The sequence below is a fragment of the Pseudomonas syringae pv. coryli str. NCPPB 4273 genome, assembly GCF_000972175.1.
GTDB lineage: Bacteria > Pseudomonadota > Gammaproteobacteria > Pseudomonadales > Pseudomonadaceae > Aquipseudomonas > Aquipseudomonas syringae.
The window spans coordinates 255362-270469 of the sequence record NZ_AWQP01000037.1 but is presented as its reverse complement, the minus strand read 5'-3'; the positions used below and the strand labels follow the sequence as shown (position 1 = coordinate 270469).

The following is a 15108-nucleotide window of genomic DNA, read 5'->3' as shown; positions in this document are numbered from 1 at the left end:
GAAGGGTGCGACCAGGATCTGAGTGGCCGCATTGTTTTTTTTTTAATGATACGGCGACCACCGAGATCTACACTCTTTCCCTACACGACGCTCTTCCGATCTTCTGCGTCGTCTGTGCCATCGCGGTTGAAAAGCACTTTAGAGCAATTTGGCTAAAGGCACAGCTCGGAGACTGATGACTATCGTGCCAATCCGAAGTGATTGGCACGTCAGTCGTACGGAGCGCAGACGCTACTGCACTTTCCCTCTCAGCGCTTTCACTTCTTCGCGCACGTCCACGGGGGTTGCCACGTCGGCGGCAATGGGCGAACCCGCAACCAGTACCACGCGCGACCAGAGGCGGCGAAACAGGGTCTTGCTCGGGTCGCGGCTGAAGAAGCTGCCCCACAGGCCTTGCAGTGCCAGTGGAATGACCGGTACCGGGGTTTCCTGGATGATGCGGCTCATGCCGTTCTTGAAGCCGTTGATTTCGCCGTCGGTGGTCAGTTTGCCTTCCGGGAAGATGCACACCAGTTCGCCTTCCGCGAGGTACTGGGCGATGCGCTTGAACGACTTCTCGTAGATGTCCATGTCTTCGTTACGCCCGGCAATGGGGATGGTCCCGGCCGTGCGAAAGATGAAGTTGAGCACGGGCAGCTGGTAGATCTTGTAGTACATGACAAAGCGGATCGGGCGCCTCACTGCACCGGCAATCAGCAATGCATCGACAAAGGACACATGGTTGCAGACCAGCAGCGCCGCGCCTTCGTCCGGGATGCGGTCCAGATTGCGGTGTTCGACGCGGTACATGGAATGGCCAAGCAGCCAGATCATGAAGCGCATGGTGAACTCGGGGACGATCTTGAAGATGTAGATGTTGACCGCGATGTTCATCACCGACACGGCCAGAAACAGCTGCGGAATCGACAGTTTGGCAACGCTCAGCAGCAGGATCGAAACAATCGCCGAGACCACCATGAACAGCGCGTTGAGAATGTTGTTGGCGGCGATGACGCGCGAGCGCTCTTTCAGCGGCGTGCGCGACTGGATCAAGGCGTACAGCGGCACGATGTAAAAGCCACCGAATACGCCGATACCCAGAATATCGAACAGCACCAGCCAGCCCTGCCCTGAGGACAGCACCGCCAGCCAGTCGTTGGCCTGCACGTTCTGCGGGAAACCGCCCGAATGCCACCACAGCAGCAGGCCAAAAATCGTCAGGCCCATCGAGCCGAACGGCACCAGCCCGATCTCGACCTTATGCCCGGACAAGCGCTCGCAGAGTAACGAGCCCAGCGCGATGCCAATCGAGAATACGGCCAGAATCAGCGTAACGACCGTTTCGTCGCCGTACATCCATTCCTTGGCATAGGCAGGGATCTGCGTCAGGTAGATAGCGCCCACGAACCAGAACCACGAGTTGCCGACAATCGAGCGCGAAACCGCGGGCGTCTGCCCCAGTCCCATGCGCAAGGTGGCCCATGACTGGGTAAAGATGTTCCAGTTGAGCTTCATCTCCGGCGAGGCAGCATCGGCGCGCGGGATACCGAAGCTGGCCAGGAACCCCAGGCAGGCGACCAGCACGATGGCAGCCGCCACCACCCAGGCATAGTGCGAAGAAGACATCATCACACCCGCGCTGATGGTGCCGGCCAGAATCGCCAGAAAGGTGCCCATCTCGACCAGCGCGTTGCCGCCGACCAGTTCGCTCTCGCGCAGGTGCTGGGGCAGGATCGAATACTTGACCGGCCCGAACAGCGCCGAGTGCGTACCCATGGCGAACAGCGCGGCCAGCATCAACTCCAGATGATTGAACAGAAAGCCTGCGGCGCCAACCACCATGATGACGATCTCGCCGAACTTGATGATCCGGATCAACTTGTCCTTGGGGTACTTCTCGCCGAACTGCCCGGCCAGCGCCGAGAACAGAAAGAACGGCAGGATGAACAGCAAGGCGCACAGATTGACGTAGATCGAACGATCCCCGTCGATGCTCAGCTTATAAAGGATGGCAAGGATCAACGACTGCTTGAAGATGTTGTCATTGAATGCCCCGAGGGACTGCGTGATGAAAAACGGCAGGAAACGGCGTTTCCCGAGCAGGCTGAATTGTGACTGTTGGCTCATCGTCCGTGGTCCTGAGAGGCTGGGGAGAACTGACGCAGCGGCCAATCCGAGGCACATTGAAGACGTAACGCCGCCGAATGTCGATAGGACATTTTCTTTTACAAAACCTGTGTCGCTATTTTTATCACTTCGGGCTTTGTCGCGGCAGTTGCGACACCGCGCCACGCTCGACCTTGGTCGACAAAGACGAAGCGCGGCCATCGTGCGAGACTGCGCGTTATCGATACGGTGTGGAATTTGATATGTCGCTGTCCAGCGGGCTGATTGCGGCCGTTGCTCTTACCTATATGGCCATCATGTTCGCCATCGCCTTCTACGGCGACCGCTACAGCGCGTCGCTGCGCCCGACCATGCGTGCCTGGGTCTACAGCCTGTCGCTGGCGGTGTACTGCACCAGCTGGACGTTTTTCGGCGCAGTGGGTCAGGCCGCCGAGCAGTTGTGGTCGTTTCTGCCGATTTATCTGGGGCCCATCGTGCTGATGGTACTGGCGCCCTGGGTACTGCAAAAAATGGTGCTGATCAGCAAGCAGGAAAATATCACTTCAATTGCCGACTTCATCGCAGCGCGCTATGGCAAGTCCCAGTCACTGGCGGTGATGGTGGCGCTGATCTGCCTGATCGGCATGCTGCCGTACATCGCGTTGCAGCTCAAAGGCATCGTGCTGGGGGTGAATATCCTGATCGGTGCCGTGGCTGACTCCACCGGCACCCGCGCGCAGGACACCGCGCTGGTGGTGTCGCTGATTCTCGCGCTGTTCACCATCGTCTTCGGCGCACGCAATCTGGATGTCACCGAACACCATCGCGGCATGGTGCTGGCCATTGCTTTCGAGGCGCTGGTCAAGCTGTTTGCGTTCATGGCGGTCGGCGTATTCGTCACGTTCGGCCTGTATGACGGATTCGACGACCTGTTCAATCAGGCCAAACTGGCGCCACGCCTCGAGGAATACTGGAAAGACACGATCAACTGGCCGTCGATGTTCGTGCAGACCGGCGTGGCGATGATGGCGATTGTCTGCCTGCCCCGCCAGTTCCACGTGACTGTGGTCGAGAACATCGAGCCTCAGGACCTGAATCTCGCCAAATGGGTGTTCCCAGCCTATCTGGCGCTGGCTGCGCTGTTCGTGGTGCCGATTGCACTGGCCGGACAAATGCTCCTGCCCGGCTCCATGCTGCCCGACTCGTTCGTGATCAGCCTGCCGCTGGCGCACGCTCACCCGTCACTCGCACTGCTGGCCTTCATCGGCGGAGCATCGGCGGCAACCGGCATGGTGATCGTCGCCTGCGTGGCGCTGTCGACGATGATTTCCAACGATATGCTGCTGCCATGGCTGTTAAGACGCAAAAACACCGAGCGGCCGTTCGAAGCGTTTCGTCACTGGATGCTTTCTGTCAGGCGCATCAGCATTGTGATGATTCTCCTGCTGGCCTACGTCAGCTACCGGATGCTCGGGTCGACGGCCAGTCTGGCGACCATCGGCCAGATCGCCTTTGCCGCGATCACCCAGCTGGCTCCCGCGATGTTCGGTGCGCTGTACTGGAAGCAGGCCAATCGGCGTGGTGTATTTGCAGGTCTGGCGGCGGGCATCTTCATCTGGTTCTACACCCTCGTGCTGCCGGTGGCGGCGCATGGCATGGGCTGGTCTTTGAGCACGTTCCCACTGCTCTCATGGCTGCACAGCAACCCGTTCGACCTGCCTATCTCGCCGATGACCCAGGGCGTGGTGCTGTCGATGGCCGGCAACTGCACATTGTTCGCCTGGGTGTCGATGCTGTCGCGCACGCGAGTGGCCGAGCACTGGCAGGCGGGTCGTTTCATCGGTCAGGAAACCCAGGGACGCGACTTCAGCCGCCCGCTGCTCGCGGTACAGATCGAGGACCTGCTCAGCCTGTCGGCACGCTTTGTCGGTGAGGACCGCGCGCGGCAGAGCTTCATCCGCTTCGCCCAACGACAGGGCAAGGGTTTCAACCCCAGCCTGAATGCCGACGGAGAATGGATCGCGCATACCGAGCGACTGCTGGCCGGCGTGCTCGGCACCTCTTCGACCCGCGCGGTGGTCAAGGCTGCTATCGAAGGTCGCGACATGCAGCTGGAAGACGTCGTACGCATCGCCGACGAAGCCTCCGAAGTCCTGCAGTTCAACCGTGCGCTGCTGCAGGGGGCCATCGAAAACATTACTCAGGGCATCAGCGTGGTCGACCAGTCCTTGCGGCTGGTGGCCTGGAATCGTCGCTACCTTGAGCTGTTCAATTACCCCGAAGGCCTGATCGGCGTTGGCCGGCCGATTGCCGACATCATCCGCTACAACGCCGAGCGCGGACTCTGCGGGCCGGGCGAGGCAGAGGTTCACGTTGCGCGGCGTCTGCACTGGATGCGCCAGGGCCGCGCTCACACCTCGGAGCGGTTGTTTCCCAATGGGCAGGTGATCGAGCTGATTGGCAACCCGATGCCGGGCGGCGGGTTCGTCATGAGTTTCACCGACATCACCGAGTTCCGCGCTGCCGAACACGCCCTCAAAGGCGTCAATGAAAGCCTTGAGCAACGGGTAGCCGCACGTACCCACGAATTGTCCCAGCTCAACCAGGCGCTGACCGAAGCCAAGGGCACCGCTGAAGCTGCCAACGAATCGAAAACCCGTTTCCTGGCCGCGGTGAGTCATGACCTGATGCAGCCTTTGAACGCTGCACGGCTGTTCTCCGCTGCGCTGTCACATCAGCAGGAAGGGATTTCCAGCGACGCCCAGCAACTGGTTCGGCACCTGGACAGCTCGCTGCGCTCTGCGGAAGACCTGATCAGCGACCTGCTGGATATTTCCCGCATCGAAAACGGCAAGATCACCCCGGATCGTCAGCCGTTCCCGCTCAGCGCGCTGTTTGACACCCTGGGTGCCGAATTCAAGGCGCTGGCCCAGGAGCAGGGTCTGAGTTTTCGTGTGAGGGGCAGTTCACTGCGCGTCGACAGTGATATCAAGCTGTTGCGCCGGGTGCTGCAGAACTTTTTGACCAACGCTTTCCGCTATGCCAAAGGCCCTATTCTGCTGGGTGTCAGGCGCTACGGTGACAGCCTGAGCCTGGAAGTCTGGGACCGCGGTCCGGGCATTCCCGAAGACAAGCGCAAGGTGATCTTCGAAGAATTCAAACGCCTCGACAGCCACAAGACTCACGCGGCCAAGGGGCTGGGTCTGGGGCTGGCGATTGCCGATGGTTTGTGCCGCATTCTCGAGCATCCTTTGCAAGTGCGCTCATGGACCGGCAAAGGCAGCGTGTTCAGCGTCCGGGTACCGCTGGCCGCGCCCCAGGCGGCACTCCCCGCGACACTGCCTGAGGTCAGCCGCCCCGCACTGAACGGTACGCAGGTGCTGTGTGTCGACAACGAAGACAGCATCCTGATCGGCATGCACAGTCTGCTGTCACGCTGGGGCTGTCAGGTCTGGACCGCGCGCAATCGCCAGGAATGCGAAGCGCTGCTGAACAATGGCGTCCGGCCGCAGATTGCCCTGGTGGATTACCATCTTGATGAAGGCGAAACCGGTACTGAACTCATGGCCTGGCTGCGCACCCGACTGGGTCAACCGGTGCCGGGCGTGCTTATCAGTGCCGATGGGCGTGCGGAGTTGATCGCTCAGGTGCACGCGGCAGGGCTCGATTACCTGCCCAAGCCGGTCAAGCCTGCAGCGCTGCGCGCGCTGTTGAGCCGGCATGTAAGTCTGGACGGGTAACGGAATGCCGGTTGTTCGCAGAGGCGACGAACAACCGGATCAGTGCGGAGTAACAGAAAGGACTGTCGCTTAACCAAACAACCAGTAGCCCAGCAGCGTCAGTACCGCCACTGCCAGAACAGGGCGCAATATGCGATAAGCCTTGGGGTTGGCGCGCTTGAACTGCTTGACCTTGCCACTGAAGCCATCACTGAAACGCTTGCTGAACGCATACGCCTGGTTGATTCCGCCGACGCGCTCGTCGTCGAGATTCTGCGGGGCGGTGGCGCGGCCCAAAAACGCGCTGACGCTGCGGTTGATACGGGTCATGAAGCGGTTGGTCAGTGGACGCTCGATGTCACAGAACAGAATCACCCGGGTCTGGTCGGTCTCGTTCTTGACCCAGTGAACGTAAGTCTCATCGAACATGACGTCCTGACCGTCACGCCAGGCGTACTCCTTGCCATCGACGAAGATCCGGCAGTCATCGGAGTTGGGCGTGGACAGGCCCAGGTGATAACGCAGCGAGCCGGCAAACGGATCGCGGTGCGGATTGAGGTGACTGCCACCCGGCAACAGCGCGAACATCGCGCCCTTGACGTTGGGAATGCTGTTGACCAGTTCGACAGTTTTCGGGCACAGCGCCTCGGCAGACGGCAAGGCCTTGTCGTACCACTTCAGGTAAAAGCGCTTCCAGCCCTTCTTGAAGAACGAGCCAAAACCGGCGTCGTTGTTCTTCTCCGCCGCACGAATATAGCCTTCGTCGAACAGGTGCATGGCTTCGTCGCGAATGGTTTCCCAGTTGTCCTTGAGGACGTCCAGTTCAGGGAATTTGCTGCGGTCCAGATACGGCTCGGACGGCACGCGGGAAAACAGGTACATCAGTGCGTTGTACGGTGCGAACAATGCCGAATGGTTGACGAACTGCCGCAACAGAGGCAATCGGGCACGACCGCGCAAATGAACGTACAGCGTGCTGCCCAGAAACAGCATCAGGATCGATGCCTTGGCAACAAATGAAAGGGTCATGAAGCTCTCCTTGAAGCGGGCAGATAACGCCAAACGTCACGCGGGCAGTGCTGATGCATGATTCTGAATAATGACTGGAGCGCCGGGCGGACAGCGCTGATCGTCCGGCGAGTCGTAAGCTGGCCATCATAAACCCTTGCGTTGCCCGCATGAAGTGCGCACTTGCGAAGATGTGTTACTGGGAAAGCTCCTGATCGGTAAACAGATCGCTGAACAGCATGCTCGACAGGTAACGTTCGCCGGAGTCCGGCAGCACCACCACGATCGTCTTGCCTTGCATCTCCGGCTTTTCAGCCAGACGGACGGCCGCCGCCATTGCCGCGCCGCAGGAAATACCGCACAGAATGCCCTCCTCCTGCATCAGACGCCGCGCCATGGCCTTGGACTCTTCATCGGTGACACGCTCTACCCGGTCGACAATCGACAGGTCGAGGTTTTTCGGGATGAAGCCGGCGCCGATGCCCTGAATCTTGTGTGGGCTGGGGGTGATCGTTTCACCGGCCATCGCCTGGGTGATGATCGGCGAACCGTCCGGCTCGACCGCGACCGACAGGATCGGTTTGCCTTCGGTGTGCTTGATATACCGGGAGATACCGGTGATAGTCCCGCCAGTCCCTACACCTGCCACCAGAACGTCGATGGCACCGTCGGTGTCTGCCCAGATTTCCGGGCCGGTGGTTTTTTCATGGATGGCCGGGTTGGCCGGGTTCTCGAACTGCGCCGGCATGAAATAGTGCTCGGGGTCGCCTGCCAGCAGTTCTTTGGCCTTGGCAATAGCGCCTTTCATCCCCTTGGCCGCTTCGGTCAGCACCAGTTCTGCGCCCAGTGCCTTGAGTACCTTGCGACGTTCTATGCTCATGGAAGCAGGCATGGTGAGCATCAGTTTGTAGCCACGGGCAGCGGCAACGAAGGCCAGACCGATGCCGGTGTTGCCCGAGGTTGGCTCGACGATGGTCATCCCCGGCTTGAGCCTGCCGCTGCTTTCGGCGTCCCAGATCATGTTGGCGCCGATACGGCATTTGACGGAATAACCCGGATTACGCCCTTCGATCTTGGCCAGAATGGTGACACCGCGTGGCGCGATACGATTGATCTGCACCAGCGGCGTATTACCGATGGAATGGGCGTTATCAGCGTAGATACGGCTCATGAGGGTGTCCTTGTGCACATCGGTTAAAGACCCAAAGCCTATGCCGCCAACTGTGGGGCGTCCAGTCTGACCGAACGGATGACGGCGCGAGCAGTCAATCCATCATTGAAACAGGAGAGTCATGTCATGAAACGTCGCTACAGCTGGCCGCTATGGACCCTGGCCGCTCTGATAGTCCTGCTGGTCGCTGTCAATATCGCCCTGCCATACCTGGTGCGTGACTATCTGAACGACAAACTGGCCGACATGGGTGACTACCGAGGCGAGATCACCGATGTGGACCTGGCACTGTGGCGAGGGGCGTACCGGATCAAGGGGCTGAAGATCGTCAAGACCGACGGCAAGGTCCCGGTGCCCTTCTTCGATGCACCGATGATCGAACTGGCAGTCAGCTGGCATTCACTCTGGTATGACCATGCAGTGGTCGCAAAAGCCCTGTTCACCGGCCCGCAGATCAACTTCGTGGACGGCGGCAGCAAGCAGGACTCGCAGACCGGTCAGGGCACCGACTGGCGTACCCAGATGAACAAGCTGCTGCCTATCACCCTCAACGAGTTGCGCATCGACGACGGGCGCATCACGTTCAATAACTTCAACTCCACGCCCAAGGTAAAAATCGAGGCGGATCAGGTCAATGCCAGCATCTACAACCTGACCAACGTGGTCGACGTGGAAGGCAATCGCGACGCCGAGTTCAAGGGCAAGGCGCGTCTGCTGGGCCACGCCGATCTGGAAAGCTCAGCCAGATTCGACCCGTTCAGCAACTTTGAAGACTTTGACTTCAAACTGCGCGCCACCGGTATCCAGCTCAAGAAACTCAACGACTTCTCCTCGGCCTACGGCAAGTTCGATTTCAACGCTGGCGATGGCGACGTGGTAATTGAAGCGCAGGCCGATAAAGGCCAGCTCAAGGGCTATATAAAGCCGCTGCTGCGCAACGTGGACGTATTCAACTGGCATCAGGATGTGGAAAACAAGGACAAGGGTGTTTTCCGATCGATCTGGGAAGCGCTGGTCGGCACCAGCGAAACCGTATTGAAAAACCAGCGGGAAAACCAGTTCGCCACACGCGTCGACCTCAGCGGCAGTGTCCATCAGCAGGACATCAGCGGCTTCCAGGCGTTTCTGCAGATCCTGCGCAATGCGTTCGTGCAGGCATTCAATGCGCGCTATGAGAGCAGCAAGGGTTCCTAGCGTGTTTTTTTGTCTTTGCCGTAGACGCCCCGCTCTTCGGCGGCATGTGCCTGTTGCTGCAATGCATCCCAGCCCAGGCAAGCCAGCGCCAGGGTGCGTGGTGTAGGCTCGCGGGAGTTGCTGTAGCGGGTGATGCTGCGCGGGCTGACACCCAATGCTTGTGCGGCCTGAGCCAGGGGCAAACCCGTGCGGGCCCGCCACCCGATGAAAATACGCGTGTTTTCATCGGTGGCCGCTTGAGCCTGAGCGTCAAGGTACAAGGTATCGGCACCGATCTGGATATCCGGCTCCGGCCATTCAACCGTCCAGCCATCATCGCCCACCTGGGCCTGGGCAAAGGCATCGGCAGCGATCAAAGGCCGTAACCCAGGAAAAGTCTGCACATCCGCGCTCATGTCGAGCACGAATTGCTGATCGTCGATGAACGTCAAGGCCAGTCGATAACCAGACTGGGCCTGAACCTCCTTGAGCCGTGGGCGTTTCATGGATGCCATCGTTTCCATTCCTCCATCAGTTCGTTGCGGTGAGTTCGTATCCATTCAAGAGCTTCCCTTAACACAACAGCCGGTGCGGTTCCGCGCGTGGGCTCTACAAGCTCAAGGCAAATCAGCACGTCCAGCCCTCCACCGGTCAGGTGAACATGCGGCGGCAGGTGGTCTTTTTCTCTCCGCTGAATCCTGTATTTATCCCCGAATCTGTATTTGGTCGGCATAGCACGCACAGTATCGCCAAATTAGCCATACCAGAAGCAGCGTTACAATTTAGACCCGGTCACAGCGTGACGCGCCATTCAAGAACTGAATGAGGCGTCTTCGTTCACAGCCATCGGGCCGCCACGTTATAGTCAGGGCATTGCTTGCCCCTCTTACGGCGTGCGTGCCGACCGGTTACGCGCGCCCACGCGAAAAGGATGGATCAATGAAGTTCGAAGGTACGCCGGCCTACGTTGCCACTGACGATCTCAAGCTGGCGGTCAACGCGGCCATCACGCTGGAGCGTCCATTGCTGGTCAAGGGCGAGCCCGGCACCGGCAAGACCATGCTCGCCGAGCAACTGGCCGAGTCCTTCGGCGCGAAACTGATTACCTGGCATATCAAGTCCACGACCAAGGCCCATCAGGGTCTGTACGAGTACGATGCGGTGAGTCGTCTGCGCGACTCGCAACTGGGCGTCGACAAGGTCCACGACGTACGCAACTACCTGAAAAAGGGCAAGCTCTGGGAAGCCTTCGAGTCCGAGGAGCGTGTGATTCTGCTGATCGACGAAATCGACAAGGCCGATATCGAGTTCCCCAACGACCTGTTGCAGGAACTCGACAAGATGGAGTTCTACGTTTACGAGATCGATGAAACCATCAAGGCCAAAAAGCGACCGATCATCATCATTACCTCCAACAACGAGAAAGAGCTGCCGGATGCCTTTCTGCGTCGCTGCTTCTTTCACTACATCGCCTTTCCGGATCGGGCCACGCTGCAACGCATCGTCGATGTGCATTACCCGGACATCAAGAAAGACCTGGTGAGCGAAGCGCTGGACGTATTCTTCGACGTGCGCAAAGTACCTGGGCTGAAGAAGAAGCCCTCCACTTCCGAACTGGTCGACTGGCTGAAGCTGCTGATGGCCGACAACATCGGTGAAGCCGTGCTGCGCGAACGCGACCCGACCAAGGCGATTCCGCCACTGGCCGGCGCGCTGGTCAAGAACGAGCAGGACGTGCACTTACTGGAACGTCTGGCGTTCATGAGCCGTCGCGGCAACCGCTGATCGTGTCTATCCAACCTGCCATGTAAAAGGGCGACAGCCATGCTGCTCAACCTGTTCAACGAAATGCGCGCAGCCAAAGTGCCGGTGTCTCTGCGTGAACTGCTGGACCTGATCAATGCGCTGAAACAGCGGGTCGTGTTCGCCGACATCGATGAGTTCTACTTCCTGGCGCGCACGATTCTGGTCAAGGACGAGCGCCATTTCGACAAGTTCGACCGGGCCTTCGGCGCATATTTCAATGGCCTGGAAAATCTCGACGAGCATTTGCAGGCGCTGATCCCGGAAGACTGGCTGCGCAAAGAGTTCGAGCGTTCGCTGACGGACGAGGAACGCGCGCAGATCCAGTCGCTGGGCGGCCTCGACAAACTGATCGAGGAGTTCAAGAAACGCCTGGAAGAACAGAAGGAACGCCATGCCGGTGGTAACAAATGGATCGGCACCGGTGGCACCAGCCCGTTCGGTTCGGGTGGCTATAACCCGGAGGGCATCCGAGTCGGCGATGCAGGCGAGCGCAAAGGCAAGGCCGTCAAAGTCTGGGACCAGCGCGAGTACAAGAATCTGGATGATCAGGTTGAGCTGGGGACGCGCAATATCAAGGTGGCCCTGCGTCGCCTGCGCAAGTTCGCTCGTCAGGGTGCCGCGGATGAACTGGACATCGACAGCACCATCGATCACACCGCACGCGATGCGGGCCTGCTGAACATTCAGATGCGTCCGGAGCGGCGCAACACCATCAAGTTATTGCTGTTGTTCGACATCGGTGGCTCGATGGATTCGCACGTCAAGGTCTGTGAAGAGCTGTTCTCCGCGTGCAAGACCGAGTTCAAGCATATGGAGTATTTCTACTTCCATAACTTCATCTATGAATCGGTGTGGAAGAACAACCAGCGCAGAAGCTCGGAGCGGACCGCCACCCAGGACCTGCTGCACAAGTATGGCGAGGACTACAAAGTGATTTTCATCGGCGACGCCTCGATGGCGCCCTATGAAATCACCCAGCCCGGCGGCAGCGTCGAACACTGGAATGAAGAGGCGGGCTATGTATGGATGCAGCGCTTCATGGGCAAATTCAAGAAGATCATCTGGATCAATCCCTACCCGAAAGATGCCTGGGACTACACCACCTCGACGCATATCGTGCGTGATTTGATCGAGGGGCAGATGTATCCGCTAACCCTTAGCGGTCTGGAAGAAGGCATGCGTTACCTGGCGAAATGAAATAAGGCTGCTGCCAATGCTGTACAAGCCGGTCATCAACCGGCCGGTACCACCCGACCAGCAGCATGATCATTTTGAACACCCGAACTACGCTGACAGTTCCACACAACCAATCAGACGGAAAAGCGCTGATTGAGTAGGTCGTTTTGCAGTTACTCCATCGTTTTGCCTGAGCAGCCGTCGCGACGTCGCGGGTTACTTATGAACGAAACGCTCGGGATCATGCAGCCTTACTTTTTCCCCTACATCGGTTACTTCCAGCTCATTGCGGCGGTCCAGCGCGGGCTGGTCTTTGACATCGTCAAATACAAACGCAAAAGCTGGATGAACCGCAATCGGGTACTGGGTAGCAAAGGCGACTGGCAATACATCAATGTTCCGGTCTGTGTCAGCGAGGGCGCACTGATCAAGGACGCGACCATCATCGACCTTGCCTGTGCCCACCGACGAATCACGAATCAGCTTGAACACTATCGAAGCAAGGCACCCTACTTCCGGGAAACCTTGCAGGTGGTCGAGCAGACATTCGGCACACCTGCCACCCACCTGTGTGAACTCAATACACGCGCGCTGAAAGTGGTCTGCGAGTATTTAGGCATGAGCTTTGACTGGGAAAGCTGTGCAGCGATGAACCTTGATCTGCCGCCCATTGAACATGCAGGCCAATGGGCGCTGGAAATAAGCACGGTGCTGGGGGCGCGTCAGTACATCAACGCCACAGGTGGACGCGAAATTTTCATACCCGGCGAATGGCAGGAACGAGGCATAGAACTGAGGTTTCTCGAGCCCGCTTCATTCAGTTATTCCACGGGACCTCTGAATTTCGTCGAAAACCTTTCAATCATCGACGTGCTGATGTGGAACGCACCTGAAACAGTACTCGCCTATCTACGTAATGAAACACGGGCAGTCATATGAACTGCCCGCCGATGTTTCGCTACGCCCCGCCCCACAGTCAATTCCAGTCGCGTTCGAGCTGAGGCTTACGTCGTCCGCCGTGGACGACCCAGCCAAGCAACAGCACGAAGCTTTCGATCACCAGCGCCAGCAGCAATGCACTGATGATGCCCCAGGCAATGACTTCGGGGGCCAGCAGAACTTGCCACGTATAACCATTGAAGGTTTCGCGACGGATATCCGGATCGGAAGAGGTAGCCACGAAGATGGCTTTGGAATACCAAGGCCCCTGAAGCCCGAGCCACTGACGCTCAAGAATGTGCGTGCGGTTCATCAGGGTGTCGATGGTGTCCGCATCGCTGCGGAAAACCGGGTCTTCACTGCTGCGATAGTGCTGGATCAGCGCCTGGATATCGCCCTTGAAGAACTGCTGCGCAGTGGCGGTATAGCCCTTGACGGCTTGTTGCGCCTCGATCAGATGCGCTTCGACACGCTTGCTGTAATCACTGATGAAACCGGGAATCTGTACCCCGAACAGCAGGCCCATGGTGAACAGGACCAATCGCAGATAACTTCGCAGCATCAATATCCCTCTTCTTTTTTATCCATTAAGCCGATGTGATGGTGTCTTACGGCCTGGCCGTCTCGGTCGCGGTGTCGACCGAACCTTGCGCCACGCTCTCGCCCTTGCGCCACAGACTCCACTGGCCCGGTTCATAGCGGTTCCAGTTTTCGTTCTCGGTCAAGGGTTCGGTCGCGATGACCGTGACCACGTCATGCGGTGTGGTTTCAGCCTGAAAATCGACAATCACGTCGACATCTTTCAACCTTGCCGGACCGAACGGAGCTCGGCGGGTGATCTGAACCAGTTTGGTACTGCAAAAGCAAAACAGCCAGTCACCGTCGCTCAACAGGCAGTTGAACACGCCTTTGCTGCGATATTCGGCACACGCCTGGATCAGCGTAGGCAGCAATTCCTCGACGTCGACGGGCTCGGGAAAGGCTTCGCGGACGCGATTGAGCAGGTCGCAGAACGCCGCTTCGCTGTCGGTATCGCCCACCGGCCGATAAAAGGTAACGCCCGGGGTGAAATCCGCCAGCTGACCGTTATGGGCAAAGCACCAGTTACGGCCCCAGAGCTCACGCACGAAAGGATGGGTATTGGACAGGCAGACCTTGCCGACGTTGGCCTGACGAATATGGCCGATCACGACTTCGCTCTTGATGGGATAACGCTGCACCAGTTGGGCGACTTCCGATTCACTGCTGGCTGCCGGGTCCTGAAACAGGCGCAGTCCACGGCCCTCGTAGAAGGCAATGCCCCAGCCATCGCGATGCGGACCGGTGCGGCCGCCCCGCTGCATCAGCCCGGTAAAGCTGAAGACTATGTCGGTCGGGACATTGGCGCTCATGCCCAGTAGTTCACACATGCTCAGGTTCTCGCTTCAAGACGTTTTGCAGCAGGTCATGCGCCGCAGGTAGCGGCGCTTGCCAACGAAGCGGGAGCTAAAGCCGCGGCTCGACCCGCGCAGCCCTGGTTGGCGCAAGAGGCGCAGCGTTCTTGCGAGCGTAGTGATCGTCTTCGGCGAAAGGTTCGTCAGCAGGGTCTGTTTCGACAGGCTGAGCGGCAGACTTGGGCTGGCGGGCCTTGCGGCTGCGTTCGATCGGCCAGCGGATCAGCACGAACAGCAGGTACGCGGCGAAGGCGAACATGCCATACATGGCCAGGTCCGACACGGCTGTCCAGATATTGCTGCCGACCTTGAACATCAGGTCGAGCGCGGTGATCGCCACGGCTGGCGCCATCGCGTCCTTGGCGGGGTCGACCATGGTCGGCGTAAACAGCAGCACCGCGACCGCCACCAGCAACGGCTCCTTGAGATACCGCCACATCCAGCGGGTCATCAGAAACCATACGAGCAGGCAACCCAACGCGGCGAAGGCGTAGACGCTCCAGGCGATCAGATAGTCGTTTTCGGTCATGACGTCCGTGGTAAGCCAGGTAAAGAGGCGCTTATGATAACGGCTTTTGCCTGACGCGGCTTGCCTCGC

Annotated in this window: 13 protein-coding genes; 5 read left to right on the top strand and 8 right to left on the bottom strand. The window is 58.8% G+C overall.

The window, feature by feature from the left end:
- Window positions 1–231: 231 nt before the first annotated feature.
- Window positions 232–2106 carry an MFS transporter gene (locus tag P406_RS16725; RefSeq protein WP_003415632.1) on the bottom strand — a complete coding sequence of 625 codons (1875 nt, stop codon included), beginning with the start codon at window positions 2104–2106 and terminating at the stop codon, window positions 232–234.
- A gap of 242 nt (window positions 2107–2348) precedes the next feature.
- On the opposite strand from P406_RS16725, the gene P406_RS16720 reads away from it, so the two are divergent.
- Complete coding sequence (locus P406_RS16720; protein WP_003317424.1) at window positions 2349–5825, top strand: hybrid sensor histidine kinase/response regulator; 3477 nt, start codon at window positions 2349–2351, stop codon at window positions 5823–5825.
- Window positions 5826–5894: 69 nt separating this feature from the next.
- On the opposite strand, the gene P406_RS16715 is transcribed toward P406_RS16720, so the two are convergent.
- Both P406_RS16715 and cysK read right to left on the bottom strand, forming a co-directional pair.
- Window positions 5895–6833 (bottom strand): aspartyl/asparaginyl beta-hydroxylase domain-containing protein, encoded by a 939-nt coding sequence (locus P406_RS16715; RefSeq protein ID WP_003415630.1) that lies wholly within the window; start codon window positions 6831–6833, stop codon window positions 5895–5897.
- A 175-nt stretch (window positions 6834–7008) separates the two neighbouring features.
- Window positions 7009–7983, bottom strand: coding sequence for a cysteine synthase A (gene cysK / locus P406_RS16710; RefSeq protein WP_046236764.1), 975 nt, complete (start codon window positions 7981–7983; stop codon window positions 7009–7011).
- Window positions 7984–8109: 126 nt separating this feature from the next.
- On the opposite strand from cysK, the gene P406_RS16705 reads away from it, so the two are divergent.
- A complete protein-coding gene (locus tag P406_RS16705; RefSeq protein ID WP_024648338.1) occupies window positions 8110–9177 on the top strand; it encodes a DUF748 domain-containing protein in 1068 nt (355 codons plus the stop codon).
- Here the strand turns inward: P406_RS16705 and P406_RS16700 are convergent.
- Both P406_RS16700 and P406_RS27950 read right to left on the bottom strand, forming a co-directional pair.
- The gene (locus tag P406_RS16700; RefSeq protein ID WP_046236777.1) at window positions 9174–9662 is read right to left on the bottom strand and encodes a DUF2442 domain-containing protein; all 489 of its coding nucleotides are present in this window, start codon (window positions 9660–9662) and stop codon (window positions 9174–9176) included. The genes P406_RS16705 and P406_RS16700 overlap by 4 nt on opposite strands.
- Window positions 9659–9889 (bottom strand): DUF4160 domain-containing protein, encoded by a 231-nt coding sequence (locus P406_RS27950; protein ID WP_082100832.1) that lies wholly within the window; start codon window positions 9887–9889, stop codon window positions 9659–9661. Before P406_RS27950 ends, P406_RS16700 begins: the two co-directional genes overlap by 4 nt.
- A 206-nt stretch (window positions 9890–10095) precedes the next feature.
- Here P406_RS27950 and P406_RS16695 point away from each other — a divergent pair, with 206 nt between their 5' ends.
- From P406_RS16695 to P406_RS16685, 3 genes are all read left to right on the top strand, one after another.
- Window positions 10096–10941, top strand: coding sequence for an AAA family ATPase (locus tag P406_RS16695; protein WP_003407249.1), 846 nt, complete (start codon window positions 10096–10098; stop codon window positions 10939–10941).
- 39 nt (window positions 10942–10980) lie between these two features.
- Window positions 10981–12159 carry a vWA domain-containing protein gene (locus P406_RS16690; RefSeq protein WP_046236763.1) on the top strand — a complete coding sequence of 393 codons (1179 nt, stop codon included), beginning with the start codon at window positions 10981–10983 and terminating at the stop codon, window positions 12157–12159.
- 201 nt (window positions 12160–12360) lie between these two features.
- A complete protein-coding gene (locus tag P406_RS16685) occupies window positions 12361–13077 on the top strand; it encodes a WbqC family protein (protein WP_046236762.1) in 717 nt (238 codons plus the stop codon).
- Between the two features lie 37 nt (window positions 13078–13114).
- On the opposite strand, the gene P406_RS16680 is transcribed toward P406_RS16685, so the two are convergent.
- The 3 genes from P406_RS16680 to P406_RS16670 form a co-directional block, all read right to left on the bottom strand.
- Complete coding sequence (locus P406_RS16680) at window positions 13115–13639, bottom strand: DUF2937 family protein (RefSeq protein ID WP_003390926.1); 525 nt, start codon at window positions 13637–13639, stop codon at window positions 13115–13117.
- Between the two features lie 46 nt (window positions 13640–13685).
- The gene (locus P406_RS16675; protein ID WP_046236761.1) at window positions 13686–14486 is read right to left on the bottom strand and encodes a class II glutamine amidotransferase; all 801 of its coding nucleotides are present in this window, start codon (window positions 14484–14486) and stop codon (window positions 13686–13688) included.
- A 76-nt stretch (window positions 14487–14562) separates the two neighbouring features.
- On the bottom strand, window positions 14563–15039 hold the full coding sequence (locus P406_RS16670; RefSeq protein ID WP_003317414.1) for a hypothetical protein: 477 nt from the start codon (window positions 15037–15039) through the stop codon (window positions 14563–14565).
- Window positions 15040–15108: the final 69 nt, after the last annotated feature.

What these genes read in the sequence shown, in the direction of transcription:
- P406_RS16725 (WP_003415632.1), bottom strand. Translation starts at nt 2,106, where the DNA reads ATGAGCCAACAGTCACAATTCAGCCTGCTCGGGAAACGCCGTTTCCTG.
- P406_RS16720 (WP_003317424.1), top strand. Translation starts at nt 2,349, where the DNA reads ATGTCGCTGTCCAGCGGGCTGATTGCGGCCGTTGCTCTTACCTATATG.
- P406_RS16715 (WP_003415630.1), bottom strand. Translation starts at nt 6,833, where the DNA reads ATGACCCTTTCATTTGTTGCCAAGGCATCGATCCTGATGCTGTTTCTG.
- cysK (WP_046236764.1), bottom strand. Translation starts at nt 7,983, where the DNA reads ATGAGCCGTATCTACGCTGATAACGCCCATTCCATCGGTAATACGCCG.
- P406_RS16705 (WP_024648338.1), top strand. Translation starts at nt 8,110, where the DNA reads ATGAAACGTCGCTACAGCTGGCCGCTATGGACCCTGGCCGCTCTGATA.
- P406_RS16700 (WP_046236777.1), bottom strand. Translation starts at nt 9,662, where the DNA reads ATGAAACGCCCACGGCTCAAGGAGGTTCAGGCCCAGTCTGGTTATCGA.
- P406_RS27950 (WP_082100832.1), bottom strand. Translation starts at nt 9,889, where the DNA reads ATGCCGACCAAATACAGATTCGGGGATAAATACAGGATTCAGCGGAGA.
- P406_RS16695 (WP_003407249.1), top strand. Translation starts at nt 10,096, where the DNA reads ATGAAGTTCGAAGGTACGCCGGCCTACGTTGCCACTGACGATCTCAAG.
- P406_RS16690 (WP_046236763.1), top strand. Translation starts at nt 10,981, where the DNA reads ATGCTGCTCAACCTGTTCAACGAAATGCGCGCAGCCAAAGTGCCGGTG.
- P406_RS16685 (WP_046236762.1), top strand. Translation starts at nt 12,361, where the DNA reads ATGAACGAAACGCTCGGGATCATGCAGCCTTACTTTTTCCCCTACATC.
- P406_RS16680 (WP_003390926.1), bottom strand. Translation starts at nt 13,639, where the DNA reads ATGCTGCGAAGTTATCTGCGATTGGTCCTGTTCACCATGGGCCTGCTG.
- P406_RS16675 (WP_046236761.1), bottom strand. Translation starts at nt 14,486, where the DNA reads ATGTGTGAACTACTGGGCATGAGCGCCAATGTCCCGACCGACATAGTC.
- P406_RS16670 (WP_003317414.1), bottom strand. Translation starts at nt 15,039, where the DNA reads ATGACCGAAAACGACTATCTGATCGCCTGGAGCGTCTACGCCTTCGCC.